25 protein-coding genes are annotated in these 21614 nt (G+C 67.3%); 10 read left to right on the forward strand and 15 right to left on the reverse strand.

Annotation, left to right across the window (positions count from 1 at the left end):
• Positions 1-3: 3 nt before the first annotated feature.
• Together BRO63_RS30835 and BRO63_RS30840 are read right to left on the reverse strand one after the other, a co-directional pair.
• Positions 4-870, reverse strand: coding sequence for a metal ABC transporter permease (locus BRO63_RS30835; RefSeq protein ID WP_088143377.1), 867 nt, complete (start codon positions 868-870; stop codon positions 4-6).
• The gene (locus BRO63_RS30840) at positions 867-1586 is read right to left on the reverse strand and encodes a metal ABC transporter ATP-binding protein (protein WP_088143378.1); all 720 of its coding nucleotides are present in this window, start codon (positions 1584-1586) and stop codon (positions 867-869) included. The genes BRO63_RS30835 and BRO63_RS30840 overlap by 4 nt, the downstream gene beginning before the upstream one ends.
• A 330-nt stretch (positions 1587-1916) precedes the next feature.
• Here BRO63_RS30840 and BRO63_RS30845 point away from each other — a divergent pair, with 330 nt between their 5' ends.
• The 5 genes from BRO63_RS30845 (at position 1917) to hslU (ending at position 6619) form a co-directional block, all read left to right on the forward strand.
• A complete protein-coding gene (locus BRO63_RS30845) occupies positions 1917-2423 on the forward strand; it encodes a Fur family transcriptional regulator (RefSeq protein WP_088143379.1) in 507 nt (168 codons plus the stop codon).
• A 389-nt stretch (positions 2424-2812) separates the two neighbouring features.
• Positions 2813-3931 carry a CobW family GTP-binding protein gene (locus BRO63_RS30850; RefSeq protein WP_088143380.1) on the forward strand — a complete coding sequence of 373 codons (1119 nt, stop codon included), beginning with the start codon at positions 2813-2815 and terminating at the stop codon, positions 3929-3931.
• A gap of 126 nt (positions 3932-4057) precedes the next feature.
• Complete coding sequence (gene dksA / locus BRO63_RS30855; RefSeq protein WP_006389752.1) at positions 4058-4522, forward strand: RNA polymerase-binding protein DksA; 465 nt, start codon at positions 4058-4060, stop codon at positions 4520-4522.
• A 149-nt stretch (positions 4523-4671) separates the two neighbouring features.
• A complete protein-coding gene (gene hslV, locus BRO63_RS30860) occupies positions 4672-5211 on the forward strand; it encodes an ATP-dependent protease subunit HslV (RefSeq protein WP_013396837.1) in 540 nt (179 codons plus the stop codon).
• A gap of 73 nt (positions 5212-5284) precedes the next feature.
• Entirely contained in the window at positions 5285-6619 is a 1335-nt protein-coding gene (gene hslU / locus BRO63_RS30865) for an ATP-dependent protease ATPase subunit HslU (RefSeq protein WP_013396838.1), read from the forward strand.
• A gap of 129 nt (positions 6620-6748) precedes the next feature.
• Here the strand turns inward: hslU and BRO63_RS30870 are convergent, their stop codons facing one another.
• Complete coding sequence (locus tag BRO63_RS30870; RefSeq protein ID WP_088143381.1) at positions 6749-7054, reverse strand: copper-binding protein; 306 nt, start codon at positions 7052-7054, stop codon at positions 6749-6751.
• A gap of 200 nt (positions 7055-7254) precedes the next feature.
• On the opposite strand from BRO63_RS30870, the gene BRO63_RS30875 reads away from it, so the two are divergent.
• The 3 genes from BRO63_RS30875 to rfbC all read left to right on the forward strand — a co-directional run bounded on the left by BRO63_RS30875 (position 7255) and on the right by rfbC (position 9319).
• Positions 7255-7809 (forward strand): cob(I)yrinic acid a,c-diamide adenosyltransferase, encoded by a 555-nt coding sequence (locus BRO63_RS30875; protein WP_088143382.1) that lies wholly within the window; start codon positions 7255-7257, stop codon positions 7807-7809.
• 80 nt (positions 7810-7889) lie between these two features.
• Entirely contained in the window at positions 7890-8777 is an 888-nt protein-coding gene (rfbD, locus tag BRO63_RS30880; protein WP_373557805.1) for a dTDP-4-dehydrorhamnose reductase, read from the forward strand.
• On the forward strand, positions 8777-9319 hold the full coding sequence (gene rfbC / locus BRO63_RS30885; protein WP_088143384.1) for a dTDP-4-dehydrorhamnose 3,5-epimerase: 543 nt from the start codon (positions 8777-8779) through the stop codon (positions 9317-9319). Before rfbD ends, rfbC begins: the two co-directional genes overlap by 1 nt.
• Position 9320: 1 nt before the next feature.
• On the opposite strand, the gene lipA is transcribed toward rfbC, so the two are convergent.
• Complete coding sequence (lipA, locus tag BRO63_RS30890) at positions 9321-10325, reverse strand: lipoyl synthase (RefSeq protein WP_088143385.1); 1005 nt, start codon at positions 10323-10325, stop codon at positions 9321-9323.
• Between the two features lie 170 nt (positions 10326-10495).
• Here lipA and BRO63_RS30895 point away from each other — a divergent pair, with 170 nt between their 5' ends.
• Positions 10496-11308, forward strand: a complete 813-nt coding sequence (locus tag BRO63_RS30895; RefSeq protein WP_088143386.1) for a LacI family DNA-binding transcriptional regulator — start codon at positions 10496-10498, stop codon at positions 11306-11308.
• A 15-nt stretch (positions 11309-11323) separates the two neighbouring features.
• Here the strand turns inward: BRO63_RS30895 and BRO63_RS30900 are convergent, their stop codons facing one another.
• The 6 genes from BRO63_RS30900 to BRO63_RS30925 form a co-directional block, all read right to left on the reverse strand.
• Positions 11324-12046 carry a tetratricopeptide repeat protein gene (locus BRO63_RS30900; protein WP_088143387.1) on the reverse strand — a complete coding sequence of 241 codons (723 nt, stop codon included), beginning with the start codon at positions 12044-12046 and terminating at the stop codon, positions 11324-11326.
• Positions 12043-12681 (reverse strand): lipoyl(octanoyl) transferase LipB, encoded by a 639-nt coding sequence (gene lipB, locus BRO63_RS30905; protein ID WP_088143388.1) that lies wholly within the window; start codon positions 12679-12681, stop codon positions 12043-12045. The genes BRO63_RS30900 and lipB overlap by 4 nt, the downstream gene beginning before the upstream one ends.
• Before the next feature lie 18 nt (positions 12682-12699).
• On the reverse strand, positions 12700-12975 hold the full coding sequence (locus BRO63_RS30910) for a YbeD family protein (protein WP_054457066.1): 276 nt from the start codon (positions 12973-12975) through the stop codon (positions 12700-12702).
• A gap of 162 nt (positions 12976-13137) precedes the next feature.
• Positions 13138-14004, reverse strand: a complete 867-nt coding sequence (locus BRO63_RS30915) for a D-amino acid aminotransferase (RefSeq protein ID WP_179215261.1) — start codon at positions 14002-14004, stop codon at positions 13138-13140.
• A gap of 129 nt (positions 14005-14133) precedes the next feature.
• Positions 14134-15399, reverse strand: a complete 1266-nt coding sequence (locus BRO63_RS30920; RefSeq protein ID WP_088143390.1) for a D-alanyl-D-alanine carboxypeptidase family protein — start codon at positions 15397-15399, stop codon at positions 14134-14136.
• A gap of 155 nt (positions 15400-15554) precedes the next feature.
• Complete coding sequence (locus BRO63_RS30925; RefSeq protein ID WP_088143391.1) at positions 15555-16520, reverse strand: GlxA family transcriptional regulator; 966 nt, start codon at positions 16518-16520, stop codon at positions 15555-15557.
• A gap of 134 nt (positions 16521-16654) precedes the next feature.
• Here BRO63_RS30925 and BRO63_RS30930 point away from each other — a divergent pair, with 134 nt between their 5' ends.
• Positions 16655-17296, forward strand: a complete 642-nt coding sequence (locus BRO63_RS30930) for an HD domain-containing protein (protein WP_088143392.1) — start codon at positions 16655-16657, stop codon at positions 17294-17296.
• Positions 17297-17329: 33 nt separating this feature from the next.
• Here BRO63_RS30930 and BRO63_RS30935 read toward each other — a convergent pair whose 3' ends face one another.
• From BRO63_RS30935 to BRO63_RS30955, 5 genes are read right to left on the reverse strand one after another with little or no spacing between them, the layout of a single operon-like run.
• Positions 17330-17983: an alpha/beta hydrolase gene (locus tag BRO63_RS30935; protein WP_088143393.1), complete on the reverse strand. Its 654-nt coding sequence runs from the start codon at positions 17981-17983 to the stop codon at positions 17330-17332.
• 33 nt (positions 17984-18016) lie between these two features.
• Positions 18017-18616 carry an ABC-type transport auxiliary lipoprotein family protein gene (locus tag BRO63_RS30940; RefSeq protein WP_088143482.1) on the reverse strand — a complete coding sequence of 200 codons (600 nt, stop codon included), beginning with the start codon at positions 18614-18616 and terminating at the stop codon, positions 18017-18019.
• A complete protein-coding gene (locus BRO63_RS30945; RefSeq protein WP_179215262.1) occupies positions 18616-19572 on the reverse strand; it encodes an MlaD family protein in 957 nt (318 codons plus the stop codon). Before BRO63_RS30945 ends, BRO63_RS30940 begins: the two co-directional genes overlap by 1 nt.
• Entirely contained in the window at positions 19559-20398 is an 840-nt protein-coding gene (locus BRO63_RS30950; protein WP_088143395.1) for an ABC transporter ATP-binding protein, read from the reverse strand. Before BRO63_RS30950 ends, BRO63_RS30945 begins: the two co-directional genes overlap by 14 nt.
• A complete protein-coding gene (locus BRO63_RS30955) occupies positions 20398-21528 on the reverse strand; it encodes an MlaE family ABC transporter permease (RefSeq protein WP_088143483.1) in 1131 nt (376 codons plus the stop codon). The genes BRO63_RS30950 and BRO63_RS30955 overlap by 1 nt, the downstream gene beginning before the upstream one ends.
• Between the last annotated feature and the right edge of the window lie 86 nt (positions 21529-21614).

Here is a 21614-nt window from a genome sequence, read left to right on the forward strand (position 1 = left end):
GAGTCAGGCCCGGCGCAGGCGGCGCCTCGCCGGCAGCAGCCCGCCTTGCGGGCCGCCCACGATGGAAAACAGGTAGCAGGCGCCCGCCGCCAGGATGATGGCGGGCGAAGCCGGCACGTTGAAGTGATACGAAATGAGCAGACCGGCCGTGGACGCCGCCGCGCCCAGTCCCGCGGCCAGCGGGATCTGGCGGGCGGCCGAGCGGACCCAGAAGCGCGCGGCGGCGGCGGGCAGCATCATGATGCCGACCACCATCAAGGTGCCCAGCACCTGGAAACCCGCCACCAGGTTCACCACCACCAGCACCAGGAAACCCATATGGACCCAGCCTCCGCCGCCGCCGCAGGCGCGCAGGAAACCCGGATCCAGGCATTCGGCCACCAGCAGCCGGTAGATCGCGGACAGCGCCACGAGGGTCACGCTGGCCGTGGCCGTAACCAGCAGCAGCGCCGCGTCGTCCAGCCCCAGCACCGTGCCGAACAGCATGTGCAGCAGGTCCATGTTGGAGCCGCGCAGCGACACCAGCAGCACGCCCAGCCCCAGCGATATCAGATAGAACGCGGCAAAGCTGGCGTCCTCGCGCAGCGGCGTCATGCGCGCCACCAGCCCCGCCAGCAGGGCCACGGCCAGCCCGGTGGCGATGCCGCCCAGCATCATCGCGCCCAGCGACAGGCCGGCCAGCAGAAAGCCCGCCGCCACGCCGGGCAGGATGGCGTGCGACATGGCATCGCCCATCAGGCTCATGCGCCGCAGCACCAGGAACACGCCCAGCGGCGCCGCACCCAGCGACAGGGCGCAGGCGCCGGCCAGCGCGCGCCGCATGAAGCCGTAGTCCAGGAACGGCGACAGCACCCATTGCGCCAGGCTCATGCGCGACTCTCCGCGTGCCATTGCCGCGCCCGCTTCAGGTGCGCGTCGTTCAGGGTCTGATCGGTGTCGCCCCAAGCCACTACCGAACCGGACAGCAGCAGGCATTCGGGAAAATGGTCACGCACCAAGTCCAGGTCGTGCAGCACCGCGATTACGGTGCGGCCCTGGCCGTGCAGACCGCAAAGCAGGGCCATCAGGTCGTCCGCCGTGTGGCTGTCCACCGCGGCGAACGGTTCATCCAGCAGCAGCACGGGCGCGTCCTGCACCAGCATCCGCGCAAACAACGCACGCTGCATCTGCCCGCCCGACAGCGCATCCACGCCGCGCCCGGCCGCGTCGGCCATGCCCACGGTCTCCAGCGCGTCCATGCAGCGGTCGAGTTCCGCGTTCGCATACCGGCGCCATCCCCCCACGCGGCGCCAGGCGCCCATGGCCACCAGATCCAGCACCGACACCGGAAACGAACGGTCGAGCTCGGCGGCCTGGGGCAGCCAGGCCAGCTCCGAACGGCCCGCGCCGCCGATGCGCACGCTGCCGGCCATCGGCCGCAGCACGCCCATGATGCCCTTGATCAAGGTGGACTTGCCCGCGCCATTGGGCCCGACCACGGCGGTCATGCCGCCTGCGGCAAAACGCCCCGAGACCGATTTGAGCGCTGCGTGCCCGTGCCAGCCGAAGGACGCGTCGGCCAGTTCGATGGTGACTGGCGCGTTCATCGCGGCCACCAGTCCAGCGCCCAGCCGGTCAGGGCCCACAAGGCGGCTGCTGCGGCCAGGGCGGCGGCCATGCGGCGCCAGGCGGAGACCAGGAAGGCGGAACGCGGCGGGAGGTCTTGCCGGGGCGCGGCATCAGGCCGCCGGGGCAAAAGCGTGAAATGGGACATGGAAGAAATGCGGAGGCGGAAAGCGGCGTAATCAAGTTTTATTATGTTATATCATAACTAAAAGGCTTGATTCCACGGCGTTCGCCCGCATCTGGATGTTTTCTGCTACCTTCCAGGCATCTCGCGCGCATCGCGCGCGTTTTCCATAGAGATAAAGCCAGCCATGTCCGCACCGCAACGCCCCCCTCGCAGCGATACCGTCGGCGCCCAGCTCAGCGTCGCCGAAGCGCTGTGCGAGCAGCGCGGGCGCCGCCTCACCCCCATCCGCCGCAAGGTGCTGGAGCTGCTGCTGCGCCACGGCCGCAGCCTGAAGGCCTACGAACTGCTGGACGCGATGCGCGCCGTGCATCCGGGCGCCGCGCCCCCGACCGTGTACCGTGCCCTGGACTTCCTGATGGACGAAGGCCTGATCCACCGCCTGGACGCCGTCAACGCCTGGAGCGCCTGCCACGACGCGGGTGGCGCGCCCCATGACCTGCTGGTCGTCTGTACGGGCTGCGGCGCGGTCGCGGAAGTGTCCGACCCCGCCATGAGCCGCCAACTGGCCGAACGCGTCGCCCAAACCGGCTATGCCCTGGCCACCCACGAAACCGAAATCCGCGCGCTGTGCCCCCAGTGCCAGCAGAAACAGCCCGCCGCGGACGCCGGCCACGGCCACCACCATCATTAAGATCTAGTGCCGGCGGGCTGCCCGCGCGGCGGGCTCTCCGCCATCTGACGCAAACCCGCACACGGGCTGCCATCCGGATGTGCGCATCGCGCTCTTGAAATCCGGCAAACCGCCCCCAAATAGTGGTATCGCCCGATACTTGACGGCGTACGGACGCCATCTGGATGGCTACGGCCCCAGGGTTGACCCTGGGTTTGCCCCCTGCCCCCGACTGTGCTGTAATCCTGCGTCCGGCCGCTGCAGGCGGCCCACGCAGCCTGCGGCAAACACCCTCCGGCAAAGACTGGGAAACCCCGTCCAAACGTCGCAAGACGGCGTTGCAAGACAGGGTTGCGATCCCCGCCGAGAGTTCCTGTTTAACGCCTTGACTTCACGCTAGCAGCTTCGCCATGAACACCCCGCGCAGTTTGGACAAAATGGTTCCCGTCACCATCCTCACCGGCTTTCTCGGTGCGGGCAAGACCACCCTGCTCAAACGCATCCTGACCGAATACCATGGCCGCCGCGTCGCGGTCATCGAAAACGAGTTCGGGCCGGAAAGCATCGACAACGACCTGCTGGTGCAGGACCGCGACGAAGAAATCATCGAACTGTCCAACGGCTGCGTCTGCTGCACGGTGCGCGGCGACCTGATGCGCACCCTGTCCGAGCTGCGCGCCAAGCGCGAAGCCGGCGAACTGAATTTCGAACGCGTCATCCTCGAGACGACCGGCATGGCCAACCCCGGCCCCGTCTGCCAGACGTTCTTCATGGATGACGACATCGCCGAGTACTACCGCCTGGACGCGGTGGTAACCGTGGTCGACGCCAAGCACGGCATGGCCACCCTCGACGCCCAGCCCGAAGCCCAGAAGCAAGTCGGTTTCGCCGACCGCATCCTGATCTCCAAGCGCGACCTGGTCAACGAAGTCGACTACGAAGCGCTGCGCCACCGCCTGGTTCACATGAACCCGCGCGCGCCGATCACGCCGGTCAACTTCGGCGAAGTCGACCTGAAGTCCATCATCGACATCAGCGGCTTCAACCTGAATTCCATTCTGGACATCGACCCGGATTTCCTGGCCGATGAGCACCCCGACGCCGCCCATGACCACGGCCACGATCACGACCATGGGCACGACCATGGCCACGATCATGACCATGATCACGAAGGCGACTGCGGGGCGCATTGCAATCATGCCCACCATCATCACCACCACCAGCACGACGACGAAATCGGCGCGTTCGTGTTCCGTTCCAACAAGCCGTTCGATCCCGCGCGCCTTGAGGAATTCCTGGGCGGCGTGGTGCAGGTCTATGGTCCCGACCTGATGCGCTACAAGGGCATCCTGTACATGAAGGGCATCAACCGCCGCATGTTGTTCCAGGGTGTGCACATGATGATGGGCGCCGAACCCGGCAAGCCGTGGACCGCAGCCGAAAAACCGTCCACCAAGATGGTTTTCATCGGCCGTAAGCTGCCCCAGGAGATTTTCACCCGGGGCTTGGAGCAGTGCCTGGCGGGGTAATCCCCCTTCCTGACGTGACGTGATGCGACGAAGGCAGTACTGTGAGGTACGAATAGCGTAGGCAACAAGTAATACGGACCGGGAAACAACGCCCGCGCCAGGATCGATTCATAGTGGAGTGTTTTCATGGCTACCAAGGCAGCAACCAAGAAATCAAGCAAGTCGACGAGCGATACGGCGATTGATCTGCCCAGCGAGAAGGAATTGCTGGCCATGCCCGAGTCCGACTATATGAACGAACGCCAATTGGCGTTCTTCAAGGAACGGCTCAAACAACTCGAGCAGGACATCCTGGCCAACGCCGGCGAAACCACCGAGCACCTGCGCGAAACCCAGTTCGTGCCTGATCCCGCCGACCGCGCCACGATCGAGGAAGAACACGCCCTGGAGCTGCGCACCCGCGACCGCGAGCGCAAGCTGCTCAAGAAGGTGCAACAGTCCATCGCCCGCATCGACAGCGGCGAATACGGCTGGTGTGAGGAAACCGGTGAACCCATCGGCATCCCGCGCCTGCTGGCCCGCCCCACGGCCACCCTGTCGCTCGAAGCGCAGGAACGCCGCGAGATGCGCCAGAAGCTCTACGGCGACTGATCCGTCCCGTATTCAAGCCCTACGCTGAAAGGCTATGCTGGTTTCCAGCATGGCCTTTTTTCTTTGGCCAGTCCTCAAAGGGGACGCAAGCGTCCTGCCTTGATTTCCCCGGAACCGCCCCCAGCTAATCCCTTCATAGGAAGGAACGCATGGAACAATTTCACGCCACCACCATCGTGTGCGTGCGCCGCGGCAACCGCGTCGCACTGGGCGGCGATGGCCAGGTCACCCTGGGCAACATCGTCATCAAGGGCACTGCCCGCAAGATCCGCCGCCTGTACCACGACAAGATCCTGGCCGGCTTTGCCGGCGCCACCGCCGACGCGTTCACCCTGCAGGAGCGCTTCGAGGCCAAGCTGGAAAAGCACCAGGGCAACCTGATGCGCGCCGCGGTCGAACTGACCCGCGACTGGCGCACCGACCGCGTCCTGCGCCGTCTGGAAGCCATGCTGATCGTGGCCGACGCCGAGCACACGCTGGTGCTGACCGGCAACGGCGACGTGCTCGAACCGGAACACGGGCTGGCCGCCATCGGCTCCGGCGGCGCCTATGCCCAGTCGGCGGCGCTGGCGCTGCTGCGCAACACCGAGCTGTCGCCCGAGGCCGTCGTCAAGCAATCGCTGGAAATCGCCGGCGACCTCTGCATCTACACCAACCAGAACCACGTCATCGAAACGCTGGGCGACTGACGCCCGCCGCGCGGCGCGCCTGTCGCGCCGCGGCCGCCACCCCAGCCCGCCCTAGCTTCAAGGATCCGCCCTCATGTCCGCATCCAACATGACGCCCGGAGAGATCGTCTCCGAACTCGACAAGTACATCGTCGGCCAGAACCGCGCCAAGCGCGCCGTGGCCGTGGCGCTGCGCAACCGCTGGCGCCGCCAGCAGGTCGCCGAACCCCTGCGCCACGAGATCCACCCCAAGAACATTCTCATGATCGGCCCCACCGGCGTGGGCAAGACCGAGATCGCGCGTCGCCTGGCCAAGCTGGCCAACGCGCCTTTCATCAAGATTGAAGCCACCAAGTTCACCGAAGTGGGCTACGTGGGCCGCGACGTCGATACCATCATCCGCGACCTGACCGAATACTCGATCAAGCAGACGCGCGAACTGGAAATGCGCCGCGTGCGCACCCAGGCGGAAGACGCCGCCGAAGACCGCATCCTGGACGCCCTGGTGCCGCCCCCGCGCGGCGCGTCCGGCGAGCCGGAACGCGGCGAGGACAACAGCGCCCGCCAGACCTTCCGCAAGCGCCTGCGCGAAGGCAAGATCGATGACCTCGAGATCGAAATCGAAGTCGCCCAGGCCGCGCCGCAGATGGACGTCATGACGCCCCCCGGCATGGAAGAAATGGCCGAACAGCTGCGCGGCATGTTCGCCGGCATGGCCCGCGACAAGAAAAAACCCAAGAAGATGAAGGTGCGCGAAGCCTTCAAGCTGATCGTCGACGAAGAAGCCGCCAAGCGCGTCAACGAAGAAGACCTGCGCACCGTGGCGATCAACAACGTCGAGCAGAACGGCATCGTCTTCCTGGACGAGATCGACAAGATCGCGGCCCGCCAGGAATCCGGCGGCGCGGACGTCTCGCGCCAGGGCGTGCAGCGCGACCTGCTGCCGCTGGTCGAAGGCACCACCGTCAACACGCGCTACGGCATGGTCCGCACCGACCACATCCTGTTCATCGCGTCCGGCGCCTTCCATCTGTCGCGCCCCTCGGACCTGATCCCTGAACTGCAGGGCCGTTTCCCGATCCGCGTCGAACTCGAATCGCTGACCGCCGAGGACTTCGTGCGCATCCTGTCTGACACGGACGCCTCGCTGACCAAGCAGTACACGGCGCTGATGGCCACCGAGGACCTGCAGCTGGAGTTCACGGAAGAAGGCGTGCGCCGCCTGGCGGAGCTGGCCTTCGAAGTCAACGAAACCACCGAGAACATCGGCGCGCGCCGCCTGTACACGGTGATGGAGAAACTGCTGGACGAGCTGTCCTTCGACGCCACCGCCAGCAGCGACAAGAACGTGAAGATCGACGCCGCCTACGTCAACGCGCAATTGGCGGAAGCCGCCAGCAGCCAGGACCTGGCGCGCTACGTGCTGTAACCCCCCGCGGGCGCGCCATGTGCGCGCCCAGCAAAACGCCGTCCGCAGCCACCAGGCCGCGGACGGCGTTTTCTTTTGGCCGGTAGCCCGCTGCGCCGCCTGGCGTACGCGCGGAGCCTTGCCGGGACGCTAGTTGCTGATGGCGGTCACGATGTATTTGCCGTCCTTGCGGACCGCCGTGAAGCGCACCTTGTCGCCCGCCTTGATCTTGGCCAGCAACGCCGGATCCGCTTCATAGACCAGCGTCATCGCGGGCAGGTCCAGCGGCTTGATGGCGTCATGCTTGATCGTGACCTTGCCGCCGGCCGGATCCACCCGCCGCACTTCCCCGCTGGCCTCGGCCTGCTGCGCGAACGCCAGCGGCGCGGCCAGCGTGACGACGGCCACCGCCGCGGCTGCGGCCATGGGCATTGCATACTTGCGGTCAAAAATCATGCAGATATCCTCCGATTGCAGGAAAGCGCGGAACCAACGTCCCCGCTTTCCATAGTGCTAGGATACCGCCCTTGTGCAACAGTTCCCCCGCCCTGACGCAACAATTCTGACAGTTGATTGCGGAATCCGCGGGCCGCGCCGCCGCAATTCATGGCTGGACGCAAAACCCCTACCTTTCGTCACTCATTCCAGGAGTTTCCATGGCCAACCGCTTATCCGTCATCGCCACCCGCACCGGAGACGACGGCACCACGGGTCTTGGGGACGGATCCCGCACGCCCAAGGATGCGCCGCGCATCGCGGCGATCGGCGACGTCGACGAATTGAACAGCGTGATCGGCGTGCTGCTGACCGAGGACCTGCCCGCCGACATATCCGCGGACCTGCTGGCCATCCAGCACGACCTGTTCGATATGGGCGCCGAGCTTTGCATCCCCGGCCACTCCGCGCTCACGGACGACCACATCGCCCGCCTGGACGCGCGCCTGGCTCACTACAACGCGGCCTTGCCGCCTCTGCGCGAATTCATTCTGCCCGGCGGTTCGCGCGGTTCGGCGCAAGCGCACGTGGCGCGCACCGTCTGCCGCCGGGCCGAGCGCGCCGTGGTGGCGCTGGCCCGGGTCGACCCGGTAAACCCGCCCGTGCGGCAATACCTGAACCGGCTGTCGGACCTGATGTTCGTGCTGGCGCGTTGTATAAACCAGCATGCGGGACAGAAAGACACGTTCTGGGCGGGCGCCCAGGCGCGCAAGTAGTCTCGCGGCCAGCCGCAGGCGGCGCGGTTGGACATGAGAACGCTACGAAACCGGGCAAGGGCTGCGTGAAGATCTTATTGCTGGGCAAGAACGGCCAGGTCGGCCGCGAACTTTGCCACTCCCTGCTCCCCCTTGGAGAGGTCGTGGCGCTGGGGCGCGACGGCGCCGATCTGCGCGACCAGGATACCCTGCTCGCGGTCCTCTCGTCGTGCCGGCCGGATGTGATCGTCAACGCGGCCGCCTACACGGCGGTGGATGCGGCCGAAACCGATTGCGACGCCGCCGCCCAGGTCAACACCGTGGCGCTCGCCCTGCTGGCCCGCCATGCCCGGGCGACCCGCGCCTTGCTGGTCCATTTTTCGACCGACTACGTGTTCGACGGCACACAGCAGCGGCCTTATCTGGAAACCGATAGCCCCAACCCCCTCAACGTTTACGGCAGGACCAAGCTGGCGGGCGAGCAGGCCATCCTGGCCGCCGGCTGCGACGCGCTGGTGTTCAGAATCGGCTGGGTGTATTCGACGCATGGCCGGAATTTCCTGAAAACCATGCTGCGTTTGGCGCTTGAACGGGAAGACCTGGACGTGGTTTGCGACCAGCGCGGCACGCCCACGTCGGCCGAGCTGGTCGCCGACGTTACCGCCTTGGCGATCCGGCAACATCGGGCCGGGCGGTTGCCTGCGGGCACTTACCACCTGGCCGCCAGCGGTTCGACCGACTGGCATGCCTACGCAAAGTACATTGTTGCCGGTGCCGCCGCGCGCGGCGCCAAACTGGCGTTGACCCCGCAGCGGATACACGCGATTGCCGCGCAGGACTATCCCGCTGCCGCGCGACGGCCGTGCAACGCCGCGCTGGATACGGCCAAGCTGTCGCGTGCGCTGGAACTGCGCATGCCATCATGGACCGCACACGTCGACCGCACCCTGGATCAACTCATTCAACCTGGCAATCCGCCTGCATTCTGATGAAAGCCACTCCACTCGCCATTCCCGACGTGTTGCTTCTGGAACCCAAGGTACTGGGTGACGAACGCGGCTTTTTCTTCGAAAGCTTCAATCAGGCCGTATTCGAAACGGCGACGGGACTTCAGCGCCGCTTCGTGCAAGACAACCATTCACGCTCGATCCAGGGCGTGTTGCGCGGACTGCATTACCAGGTGGAACAACCCCAGGGCAAGCTCATGCGGGTATGCGCGGGCGAGATCTACGACGTGGCGGTGGACATGCGGCGCGGCTCGCCGACCTATGGGCAATGGGTGGGCACGCTGCTCAGCGCCGAAAACAAGCACCAGGTGTGGATCCCCGAAGGCTTTGCCCACGGTTTCCTGACGCTGTCCGATCATGCCGAGGTCCTGTACAAGACCACGGACTACTACGCGCCGCAGCACGAGCGCTGCGTACGCTGGGACGATCCGCAGCTGGCGATAGCCTGGCCCTGCCTGCAGCCGCCCCTGCTGTCCGAAAAGGACCGCAACGGCGCGCCGTTCGCCGACGCGCCGGCCTGCTGACTCAGTTCACGCCGGCGGCGTGGGCCTGCTCGTCGGCGTGGTACGAGGAACGCACCATCGCCCCCACGGCCGCATGCGAGAAGCCCATCGCATAGGCCTCGCGCTCGAACATCGCGAAGGTATCCGGATGCACGTAGCGCAGCACGGGCAAGTGATGCTCCGAGGGCTGCAGGTACTGGCCGATGGTCAGCATGTCCACGTTGTGCTCGCGCATGTCGCGCATCACCTGCAGGATTTCCTCGTCGGTCTCGCCCAGGCCCAGCATCAGGCCGGACTTGGTCGGGACCTCGGGATGCAGCTGCTTGAACTCGGCCAGCAACTTCAGCGAGTGCATGTAGTCCGAGCCCGGACGCGCCTGCTTGTACAGGCGCGGCACGGTTTCCAGGTTGTGGTTCATGACGTCCGGGGGACCGGCGTTCAGGATCGTCAGCGCGCGGTCCAGGCGGCCGCGGAAGTCGGGCACCAGCACCTCGATGCGGGTGGTGGGCGACAGTTCGCGGATGTGCGTGATGCAATCGACGAAGTGGCCGGCGCCGCCGTCGCGCAGATCGTCGCGGTCCACCGAGGTGATCACGACATAGGACAGCTTCATCGCGGCGATCGTGCGCGCCAGGTTCAGGGGCTCGTTGGTGTCCAGCGGATCCGGACGGCCGTGGCCCACATCACAGAAGGGGCAGCGGCGGGTGCACTTGTCGCCCATGATCATGAAGGTGGCCGTGCCCTTGCCGAAGCATTCGCCGATGTTCGGGCAGGACGCTTCCTCGCACACCGTGTGCAGGTTGTGCTCGCGCAGGATGCGCTTGATGTCGTAGAAGCGCGAGCCGGGCGCGGCGGCCTTCACGCGGATCCACTCAGGCTTTTTCAGGCGCTCGGCCGGAACGATCTTGATGGGAATGCGCGCGGTCTTGGCCTGCGATTTCTGCTTTTGCGTCGGATCGTAGACCGCTTCCGCGGGCGCGGCGGCGGATTCGTTCGAGGGAACAGGAGACTCGGCGAGCGTGGACATGGAGCACCTTCATGACCGGCGCGCGGACACGCCGGGTCTGAGACAAAAACGGCATTTTACCCTTCGCCGCCCGGATCCGCCCGACGGGGGCCCGTCCCCGGGCGGCGCGTGTCCTCGGCCGGGGCTCGCCTGGGTTATCGTCACGCCTGACGAATCCGCCGGTTTTGCCCATGTCTTCCCTGCCCCCGCCCCGCCCCATCGCCCTGATCGCACCCCGACTGGACTGGGCGCCCGCGGCCCGCGCCATCCAGGCCTGCGCCGAATTGCTGCTGCCCGCCGGCTACTACCTGGCCGCCGGCCCCTGGCATGAAGCCCAGTCCCTGCCTCTGCTCGGCAACCTGCGCCCCGCCGCCGCCCTCGCCATCGGTCCGCTGGACGATGCCGCCCTGCGAACCGCCCTGGCGGCGCTGGAGATCCCCGTGGTGGAAACCTGGAGCGCGTCCCCCCAACCGCTGGACGGCGCGGTGGTGGTCGACAACGCGGAAGCCGGCCGCATGGCGGCACGGCACCTGGCCGCCAAGCGCCATGCGCAGGTCGCCTGCATCAGCGCCGACAATGCCTGGGAGCGCGCCCGGCGCGAAGGCTTCATCAGCAGCGCGGCCGCGCTCGGACTGGACCTGGTGGCGGACATCGTGCAGCCCGAGGTCCAGCACATGACCGACGGCCGCATGGCCTTCCTGCGCCTCTTGGCCACCAACACGATCTTCGACGCGGTGTTCTGCACCACCGACCTGCTGGCCGCGGCCTCGGTCTCGGAAGCCCATAACCGCGACCTGCATGTGCCGCAGGATCTGGCCGTGCTGGGCTACTCGGACGACGGCAGCGCCGCGCAATGGGCGCAAGGGCTCACCACGCTGGGCGCCGACGCCGCCACCCTGGGCCGGCGCGCCGGCCAGCTGCTGCTGGACCGCCTGGACGGCGAACGCGGCACGGGCGAGCAGGTAACGGTGGAAGTGGTTTTTGAGGAAAGGCTGAGCACGTAGGCCGGGAAACCCCGCCTACGCCTCATACAGCGCCGGAAAGCCGCTGTCCTGCAGCATGGCGTTGGCTTCCCGCAGGAAGGCAGGCGTGGCGGTTTCCGGCACGCGCGCGAGCCATTGCACGGCGTCCTGCTTCTGCCCGCGCAGCAGCAACAGCCGGCCCAGGTGGAACATGCCGCGGAAATCGCCGCCTTCGGCGCAGCGCCGGTAGCAGTCGAAGGCGCGCTCCATGTCCTGCCCGACCACCTCGCCGGCTTCGTAAAAGCGGCCGACGACGCCGATGGACTTCACGTGGCCGGCGTCTGCCGCCTTTTGGTACAGGGCCAGCGCCGCCGCGGGGTTCTGCGCCACGGCGCCGCGGCCGCTGCGCAGCATGTGGGCGTAGTTGTACATGCCCCAGTCCAGACCCTTGTCCGCGGCCAGGCGGAACCAATAGGCCGCGACCGTGTCGTCCCGCGGCACGCCCCAGCCGTTCTCGTAGCAGCGGCCCACCATGTTGATGGCCATGGGGTGATCGGCATGGGCGGCGCGCTTGAACCACGTCAGTCCCTGTTCCGGATCGCGCTCCACGCCCGCGCCGTCCAGCAGCATCTGGCCGTAGATGGTCTGGGCTTCGATCAGTCCCAGCTCGGCGGCCGCGCGGATCCAGGCCGCGTAGTCCTCGGCCGGCCCTTGTTCACGCAGGCGGGCCAGTTCTTCCGGCGTGGTCGCGGCCACGTCGGCCGCGCTAAAGGTCTTCATGTCTTGTTCCTTGCGCGGTCCCAGGCCTGCGCCAGATTGCGCGCCAGCGTCTCGCCCGTCTCGGTGGGCTCGCGGCGCACGCCACAGGCCGCCATGTCCACGGTGCGCAGCCCCGCATAGCCGCAGGGATTGATGCCCAGGAACGGCGTCAGGTCCATCTGCACGTTCAGCGATACGCCATGGTAGGCCCGGCCGTTGCGGATCTTGATGCCCAGCGCGGCGATCTTGGCCAGCTCGCCCCCGTCCGGGTCGGGCACGTAGACCCCCGGCGCGCCGGGCTTGCGGCAGGCGTCGGCCACGCCCATCTGGGCCAGCGTGTCGATGACCGCGCCTTCCAGCAGATTGACGTATTCCTTGACGTAGATGTCGGCGCGGCGGAGGTCGAACAGCGCGTAGGCCATGACCTGGCCGGGGCCGTGGTAGGTCACCTGCCCGCCGCGGTCGCAATGGACGATGGGGATGCCGCCGGGGTTGAGCACGTGCTGGGGCAGGCCGGCCTGCCCCAGTGTGTAGACGGGTGCGTGTTCGCAGAGCCAGATCTCGTCGGGCGTATCGGCGCCGCGCAGATTGGTGTACGCCTGCATGTCGTGCCAGACCGACAGGTAGTCGGCCGGCCGCGCGAGCCACTTGATCACGGCAGTCCTGCTTATGCGCTAGAGGACGATGGACACCATCGGATGGCCGTGCAGGGCGCGGTAAAGCGCGTCCAGCTGCTCGCGCGAGGTCGCGCGCACCGTGAAGGTCAGGCCCATGTAGTTGCCGCCCTTGCTGGGCCGCATTTCCACCGTGGCGGCGTCGAACTCGGGGTCGAACTGCAGCACGACTTCGGTCAGCGTCTGCGCGAATTCGGGATGCTGCTTGCCCATGACCTTGATGGGAAAGTCGCTGGGGTATTCGATGAGGGAGTCTTCGGGCGGGATATGTTGCATGATGTGCCTATAAGGTATTGCCCCCCAGGGCGCGGCCACTGCTCGATATTGCACCCGAGGGTGTCTGCCACGGGGCGGCCAGATCCTAGGTATATGGGGGCAAACCGCCAGCCGGCAAGGCCGCCGGGGCGGCCCCGCGGGAGCCGCCCGGTGACGCCAGGCTTAGAGCGCGGCGATGCGGGCATCATAACCCGCCCGCAATTGCGCAAAAACGGGGCCGGGCTTGCCCGTGCCCACCGGCTTGCCGTCCAGCGAGACGATGGCCAGCACTTCCTTGGTGGCCGAGGACAGCATCAGCTCGTCGGCCTGTTCCACCTCTTGCCGCGAGATCGGACGCGACTCGAAGGGAATGCCGGCCTCGGCGGCCAGTTCACCCATCAGGCCGTAGCGGATGCCTTCCAGGATCAGGTTGTTCTTGGGCGGGGCCAGCAGCTTGCCGCCGGAGACCACCCAAATGTTGGTGGACGAGCCTTCGGTCAGGTTGCCATCGCGGAACTGCACCACTTCGTCGACCTGCGCATCGACCGCCTGCTGCTTGGCCAGCACGTTGCCCAGCAGCGAAACCGACTTGATCTCGCAATGCAGCCAGCGTTCGTCCGGAATGCTGATGGCGCTCAAGCCGCGTTCGCGCTGCGCCGCGGGCGGCGGCGCCCAGGCCGAGATCATGCCGAAGACCGTCGGCGCCACGGGCGTCGAGGGGAACTGGTGGTCGCGCTTGGCCACGCCGCGCGTCACCTGCAGGTAGACGATGCAGGTTTCAAGGTTGGTGCGCGCCAGCAGCTGCTGGATCAGGTCGATCCAGCCTGCGCGGTCGAAGGGCTGCGCGATCCGCAAGGCGGCCAGGCTGCGGTCCAGGCGGTTGAGGTGTTCGGCCATGCGGAACGCATTGCCTTGGTACACGGGGACGACTTCGTAGATGCCGTCGCCGAAAATGAAGCCGCGGTCCAGGACGGAGACCTTGGCCTCGTCCACGCGCAGAAACTCACCGTTGAGATACACCTGGCTTTCGCCCGGCACGCCCGGAATCATGAGGCACTCCTGAGTATGAAATGGAGAGGGACGAACCGTCCGGTCCGTCCCGTGAATAGAGCACGGGCGTTTCATGCGAAACGCCCGTTGCTAGCTTACACCTGCTTGCCGCGCCTGCGGCGCAGGAGATTATTCGAACCAGCGCTTGACGGTATCGACCATGCGGCCGAAGAAGCCGGCGCGTTCGACCGCGTCCTGCACCACCAGCGGTTCGGTGCGCAGCACCTTGCCGTCCAGCGTGAATTGCAGGGTGCCGACCTGCTGGCCCTTGGCCAGCGGGGCGATCAGCGGATCCGTGCGCTGCGCCACCGGCTTCAGATCGCCGGCCTTGCCGCGCGGCACCGCGATCGACACGGGGTTGGGCGGACCCAGCTTGACGTTTTCAGCCGTGCCTTCCCAGACGCGCGCATCGATGCCGGGCTGGCTCTTGTCGAACAGCTTCACGGTGTCGAAGTTCTGGAAGCTCCAGTTCAGGAGCTTCAGGCTTTCCTCGGCGCGCGTGGCTTCGCTGTCCGTGCCCACCACCACCACCAGGATGCGGCGGTCGCCGCGCACCGCGGTCGACACCAGGCAATAGCCGGCAGAATCGGTGTGGCCGGTCTTCATGCCGTCCACCGACGGGTCGGCCCACAGCAGGCGGTTGCGGTTGGGCTGGGTGATCTTGTTGTAGGTGTAGCTCTTCTGCTTGTAGTAGTGGAAGTGATCCGGGTGATCGGTGATCAGGTGCGACGACAGGATCGCCAGGTCGCGCGTGGACGTCATGTGCTGCGGATCGGGCAGGCCCGTGGCGTTCATGAAGTGCGTGTTGCGCATGCCCAGGCGCTCGGCTTCCTGGTTCATCAGCGAAGCGAACGAGGCCTCGCTGCCACCCACGGCCTCGGCCAGGGCCACGGAGGCGTCGTTGCCGGACTGCACGATCATGCCCTGGTTCAGCTCGTCGACAGTCACCGGCTTGCGCGGTTCGATGAACATGCGCGAACCGCCCGTGCGCCAGGCGCGCTCGGACACCGGCACGGTCTGCTCCAGCGTCAGGCGCTTTTCATCCAGCGCGTTGAACACGACGTAGGCCGTCATGATCTTGGTGAGCGAGGCCGGCTCCACCTTCATGTCCGGGTTGGAGGCGGCCAGGGTCTGGCCGCTGTTCACGTCCATCACGATCCAGGCCTTGGCCGCGATCGTGGGGGCCGGCACGGCCGAGACGTCGCCCACCGGCACCACCGCCGAAGCATTCGGCGCCGGAGCCGCGGCGCCGGCGGCTGCGGCGGGCGCCGCAGCGGGAGCCTGCTGCGCCCAGACCGGCATCGAGGCTGCCAGCATGGCTGACAGCACCGCGCCTGACAGCAGGCGGCGGGTAAAGACAACGGGGGAGTGAGCGGAGTAAGGCAAATTCTTCATCGGCAACGTGGGTCCAGTAATGACGCCCGCCGGCGCGGGGCAAGTGGCTGACAATTATAGGCAGTCGATCAGACCCGTCCGGCCCGCCTGGGGTTCCCGTGCGTTTAAAACATGCAACTTGATGCAACCTGCCGGCTTCGGGGCGGGGCCACGGCTCAATCAGGACCGTCGCCGTGATGCCGGCGGTACACCGCCGGCGAAACCCCCACGTGCTTGACGAAGGCGCGCCGCAAGGTGTCGACGTTGGCAAAGCCGCATTGCGCGGCCACCTGCTTGGGCGTGGCCGCGCCGGCCTCCAGCAGCGCGCGGGCCGCCGCGATGCGCGTCATCTCCACCCATGCGGCCGGCGTGACGCCGACCTCGGCATGGAACAACCTCGCGAAATGCCGGGGGCTCAACCCCGCGTGTTCGGCCAGCGCATCCACCGACAGCGGCAGCCCGGGATTGCCGGCGACCCAGCGCTGGACCTCCTGCAGCGCCGAGCGTCCGACCGGGCCGGCTTGGCCCTTGCGGCTGAACTGCAGTTGTCCGCCTGGCCGCTTGAAGAACATCACCAACTGGGCAGCGACGTTGGCGGCCACCTCCCGGCCCAGGTCCTCCTCGACCAGCGACAGCGCCAGATCCAGGCCGGCCGTGACGCCGGCGGAGGTGCGCACCTTGCCGTCGCGCACATGCAGGGCATCCGCTTCGACGGTCACCTTGGGATAGGCCAGGCGCAGTTGCGCAGCCGCATTCCAATGGGTCGTCACGCGCCGCCCGTCCAGCAGGCCGGCCGCGGCCAGCATGAAGGCGCCAGTGCAAACGGAGCCATAGCGCCGGGCGCCCCGCGCCGTCGCGCGCAGCCATCGCAAGGCCGAGCTGCTGAGCATTGCACTGGCGGCCTGCGGCGTGCCGGCGACCAGCAACGTGTCCAGGCGCGGCGCCGGGTCGCCAAGCGTCAGGTCGGGCAGCAGGCGCGCGCCCGACGAGCTGCGGATGGGCCCCGCCTCGTAGCCCACCACGCGCAGCGCGTAAAGCTCGCGCCCCAGTTCGGCATTGGCCTGGGCGAACACGTCCAGGGGCCCGGATACGTCGAGCATCTGGACGCCGGGCAGCGCAAGAATGGCGATGGTCTTGGTCATGGAATCGCGCCTTGCCGCCAGGCGTCGGGAAATCGCGTGTTTTGGCGGAATTTGGCGTATTACGGCAATTGAAGCCATTCTAGTGCGGCGGGAGAATTTCTCGAACCCCTCCCCCACCTGCAAGGACTCCCGCCATGAACCCTGTCATCGACGGCATTCAGATCCCCGACAGCAAGCTCGCCCGTGAAATCACGGAGCTGGTGCGCGACACCGCCACGCCGCTGCTGTTCCACCACTCCAGCCGGGTCTACTACTTCGGTGCGCTCGCCGGCAAGCAGCGCGGACTGAAGTTCGACCCGGAGCTGCTCTATTGCGGCTGCATGTTCCACGACATGGGCCTGACGCATCAGCACAGCAGCGACTGCTGCCGCTTCGAAGTGGACGGCGCCAACGCGGCGCGCGATTTCCTGAAAAGCCGCGGAATTTCGCAGCAGGATATCGATTTGGTGTGGACCGCCATCGCGCTGCATACGACGCCCGGCATTCCGGAGTTCATGCATCCGGTGGTCGCGCTGGTGACGGCGGGCGTGGAAATGGACGTGCTGGGCCTGACCTATGGCGACTACGGCGACGCGCAGCGCGAAGCCGTGGTGGCGGCGCATCCACGCGGGCCAGGCTTCAAGGAAGAAATCATCCAGGCGTTCTACGACGGCATCAAGCACAAGCCGCAGACGACCTTCGGCAACGTCAAGGCCGATGTCATCGCCGACAAGGAGCCGGCCTTCAGGCCCGGCAACTTCTGCAGCGTGATCCGCGGCTCGCGCTGGCCGGGCTGAAGCCGCTGGCGCCGCGCAAGCGGCGCCCCCGTTTCAATCCAACGCAACCTTCAGCCGCGCCTGCACCAGCTGGCGCAGCACCAGCAGCTTGCCGTGGAAGAAGTGCGATGCGCCCGGCACCACCACCACGGGAATGGAACGCGGGCGCGCCCAGTCCATGGCCTCGGACAGCGGCACGACTTCGTCTTCCTCGCCGTGCACCAGCAGGGTGTCGTCCGGCACCTGCACTTCGTGCGACTGGAAGCGGTTCACGGCCGGGCCCATCAGCATCAGCGCGGACGGCAGCACCGCGTCGCTCTGCTCCGCCAACGCCGCATAGGTCTGCGCCGCGACCGCAGTGCCGAAGGAAAAGCCGGCCAGCACCCACGGCGCCTGGGCCAGTTCAGGATGCAATTCGCGCATCTGCGCGACGACTGCCAGCATGTCCTGGGTTTCACCCACGGATTTGTCGAACGTGCCCTCGGACTGCCCGACGCCGCGGAAATTCGGCCGCACCGCGACCAGGCCGTGCTGCACGCAGGCCCGCGACAGGGTCGTGACCACCTTGTTCTCGCGCGCGCCGCCCTGCAGCGGATGCGGATGCAGGACCAGCGCCCAGCCTCGCGGCGTGCCCGCCGGCCAGTCCACGGCGCAGTCGATGCGGCCGGCGGCTCCGGTGAATGCGTGGGTTTCAGTGCGTGCGGACATGGCGGAACTCAGGATGCGGGAAAAACAGCGATGTTAACCGCGCGGCCTGGGCGCGGGCTTGAGCGTCGTGGCGAGCCACTGCGCCAGTTGGTCGGCGGCATCGTCGGTGGCCTGGCGCAACGCCGTCACCCCGCCTTGCGCGTCCTGCGTGGGCGCGGGCGCGCGCGCCTCGATGCGGGTCTGGCCCAGCACGCTGCGGCCGCTGAGCAGCACCGCCTGCAGCAGCACGCGGCCTTCGCTCGATTGGCCGTCGGCCGCGAATACCTGCTCGAACTGGGACAGGGACACCTGCAGTTGCGGCGTCTGCAGCGTGACGCGCTCGTCCAGCACCGGCCCCTGGCGCGACAAGCGGTCAGTCAGGCGCTGACGCACCAGGTCGGCCGGCGGCGAGGCCCAGCGGTAGCTGGCATAGGCCTTGGGCGCGGCGCTGTCGCCCACGCGCCAGATCACGCCGGTATCGGACAGGCTGGGCACGGCTTGAAAGACCAGCGCGATCGTCTCGCGCGCGGGCAAGGCCGGCGCCGCACGGGAGTCCAGGCCCAGGTCGAACACCGAGGGCGGGGCGGCCACGCGGCCGATGCCGCAGCCGGCCAGGGCCAGCGTCAGGATTAGAACGGCGCTACGCATCTTCATCATTTGGGCGATCTCCCGAAGCCTGCAAAGCCGGCCTCGCCGGGCCCGGGCTCGCGGGGCGCCGGGCCGAACAGGAACGATTGCGGCGTGTTGTCGACACGGCGCAGGGTAACGGTGGCGCCGCGCGCGGCCGCGCTGACGTTGGTGGCCATGCTGGTGATGGCGGGCAGGGTCTCGCCATCCAGCCGCGCGGCAGCCAAGGCGATGTCGTTGAGGCTGCTGGTGGCGGCGGACAGGGGACCGTCCGGCGCGTTCAGGCGCGCCAGCGACTGGCGGGCCTGTGCAGCCAGGTCGCCGACTTCCCGCGCGGCGCGGTCGGCCTGGCGCGAGGTCTTGTCCAGCGAATCAATCAGGGGACCGAGCTTGGCCAGGGTGGGTGCCAGATCCTGGCTGGCGCCCCTGAGCGACTGGGTGATATCGGTGGCGTTCTGCAAGGTGGCGGTAAGCGCCTGCACGTTCTGCTCGCTCAGCACGCGCCGCAGTTGCTCGGTGACTTCCTCGACATTCGAGATCAGCTTGCCGCCGCGCTGTTCGATGCGGTCGAGAAAACCGGGGCGCAGCGGAATCGCGGCCGGATGCGCGGCCGACGACGCCAGCCGCTTCATCGACGTGCCGTCGTCGCGCAATTCCACGTTGGAAATGCCGGTCACCCCCTGCACGCCCAGTTCGGCCCAGGTGGACTCGGTGATCGGCGTGTTCGGCGCCACGCCGATGCGGATGCGCACCTGCCCGGGCTTGTCCGGGTTCAGGGCCAGCGACTGCACCTTGCCCACCGGCACGCCCTGGTAGCGCACCGTGGACTGCGGGTTCAGGCCGCTGACAGCGGTCGCGGAGATGATTTCGTATGGCTGCAACTGCGTCCGGTCGCGTCCGATCCAGATGGCCACCAAGGCGGCTGCGGCCAGCAAGGCCAGCGTGAAGATGCCGGCCATGAGCGCATGACTACGGTTTTCCATGATGCAATCCCTTCGGCGCCAGATCCCCCAGCGCGCGCAAACCGCGCTCGCCCAGGAAGAATGTGTGAATGAACGGGTGATCGACCTTCAGTACTTCCGGCACCGTGTCGCACACGATCACCCGTTTGTCCGCCAGCACGGCAACGCGCGTGGCCAACGCCAGCAGCGTGTCCAGGTCGTGCGTCACCATGACGACGGTAAATCCCAATTGCCGGTGCAGGCTGCGCACCAGGTCCACGAATTCGTCGGAGCGCAGCGGGTCCAGGCCCGCCGTCGGCTCGTCCAGGAACAGCAGCTCCGGGTCCAGCGACAGCGCGCGCGCCAGCGCCACGCGCTTGACCATGCCGCCGGACAGGTCCGAGGGCCGTTTATCGGCGTCGCGCGCCGACAGGCCCACCATCGCCAGCCGGCACATGACGACGTCGCGCACCAGGTCTTCCGGCACCGTGCGCAGTTCGCGCAGCGGCAAGGCCACATTGTCGAACACCGACAGCGCGGAAAACAACGCCCCCGCCTGGAACAGCATGCCCCAGCGGTAGGACAGCCGGCGGCGTTCGGCCGCCGTCAGTTCGAACAACGAATGGCCCAGCACCCGCACCGTGCCCGCGGCCGGCCGGTCCAGCCCGATGATCTGCCGCAACAGCACCGTCTTGCCCGTGCCCGAGCCGCCCACCAGCACCAGGATCTCGCCTGGGAAGACGGTCAGGTCCAGATTGTCGTGCACCACGTGGTCGCCAAATGCCGTGCGCAGCCCGCGCACCGTGATGACCGGCTCTACCGTGACGCCGTCCTCGGCGAACAGCTTGTGCTGGGTGGCGCTGTTCATCAGATGCCCACCGAGCTGAAGATCACGGCGTAGAGCGCGTCCAGCAGGATCACGCCGGTGATGGAAGTGACCACCGACGTGGTGGTGCCGCGCCCCAGGCTTTCCGTGTTGGGCTGGATGCGCAGGCCAAAATGGCAGGCGATCAGCGCGATCAGCATGCCGAAGGTCACGCCCTTCAGAATGCCGATCCAGTAATTGGTCAGCGAAATCGCGTCCGGCAGCGACTGCAGGAACCATTGCGCCGACACGCCCAGCTGCATCTGCGCGGCCAGCATGCCACCCAGGAGCGCCATGGCGTCCGTCCACAGCACCAGCAAGGGCATGGTCACGGCCAGCGCCACCACCCGCGGCAGGATCAGGCGTTGCCCATGCGAAATGCCCATGACCAGCATCGCATCCAGCTCCTGCGTCACCCGCATCACGCCGATCTGCGCCGTGATGGCCGAACCCGAGCGGCCCGCCACCAGGATGGCGGCCAGCACCGGCCCCAGTTCGCGCACGATGGATACGCCCAGCAGACGCACGATGAAACGGTCGGCGCCGAACATCTGCAGCTGTTGCGCCGACAGGTAGGACAGCACCACGCCGATCAGGAACCCGACCAGCGCCGTGATGCCCAGCGCCTGCGCGCCGGTGCGGTACACCTGCGCCGAAATTTCGCGCCACGGCCCGAGCCGCGGGCGCCGCAGCATGCCGCCCAGGTCCAGGACCAGTTGCCCCAACATGACGAGCAAGGCGCGGCCATTGTCGATCGCCTGGAAGATCGCCTCGCCCATCGCGCGCAGCCAGCTCAATGGATCGCGCTTGGGCGCGGCGGCGGGGGTCTCGCCCTTGTTCAGGGCCAGCGCGTTGAAAACGTCCTGCTGGCCGGCGGACCAGCGCACGCGTTCGGGCAGCTTATGGCCCCAGGCTTCCCAGATCAGCAGTGCGCCTATCGTGTCCAGCCGGCCGATGCCGTGTAGGTCCCAACGCGCGCCGCCATCGGTGGCGCAGGCCAGCGCCTCGCGGCGGCGCTGCACCTCGCCGGGCTCCGCCAGCGCCAACACGCTCCAGTCGCCGGCCACATGGCATACGCCTCCTTCGAAGCGGAAAGGCGCGGCGGCAGTTGCGGATGAAGCGGAAAGCGGCATGAAGGCGATACCGATGCAAAATGTATCGCCAATCATAAACGCTGGCGCCGGCCGACCGCGAGCCCGGGCCGCGTGCCCTACAATCG

The sequence above is a fragment of the Achromobacter xylosoxidans genome (assembly GCF_002192695.1).
GTDB lineage: Bacteria > Pseudomonadota > Gammaproteobacteria > Burkholderiales > Burkholderiaceae_B > Achromobacter > Achromobacter xylosoxidans_C.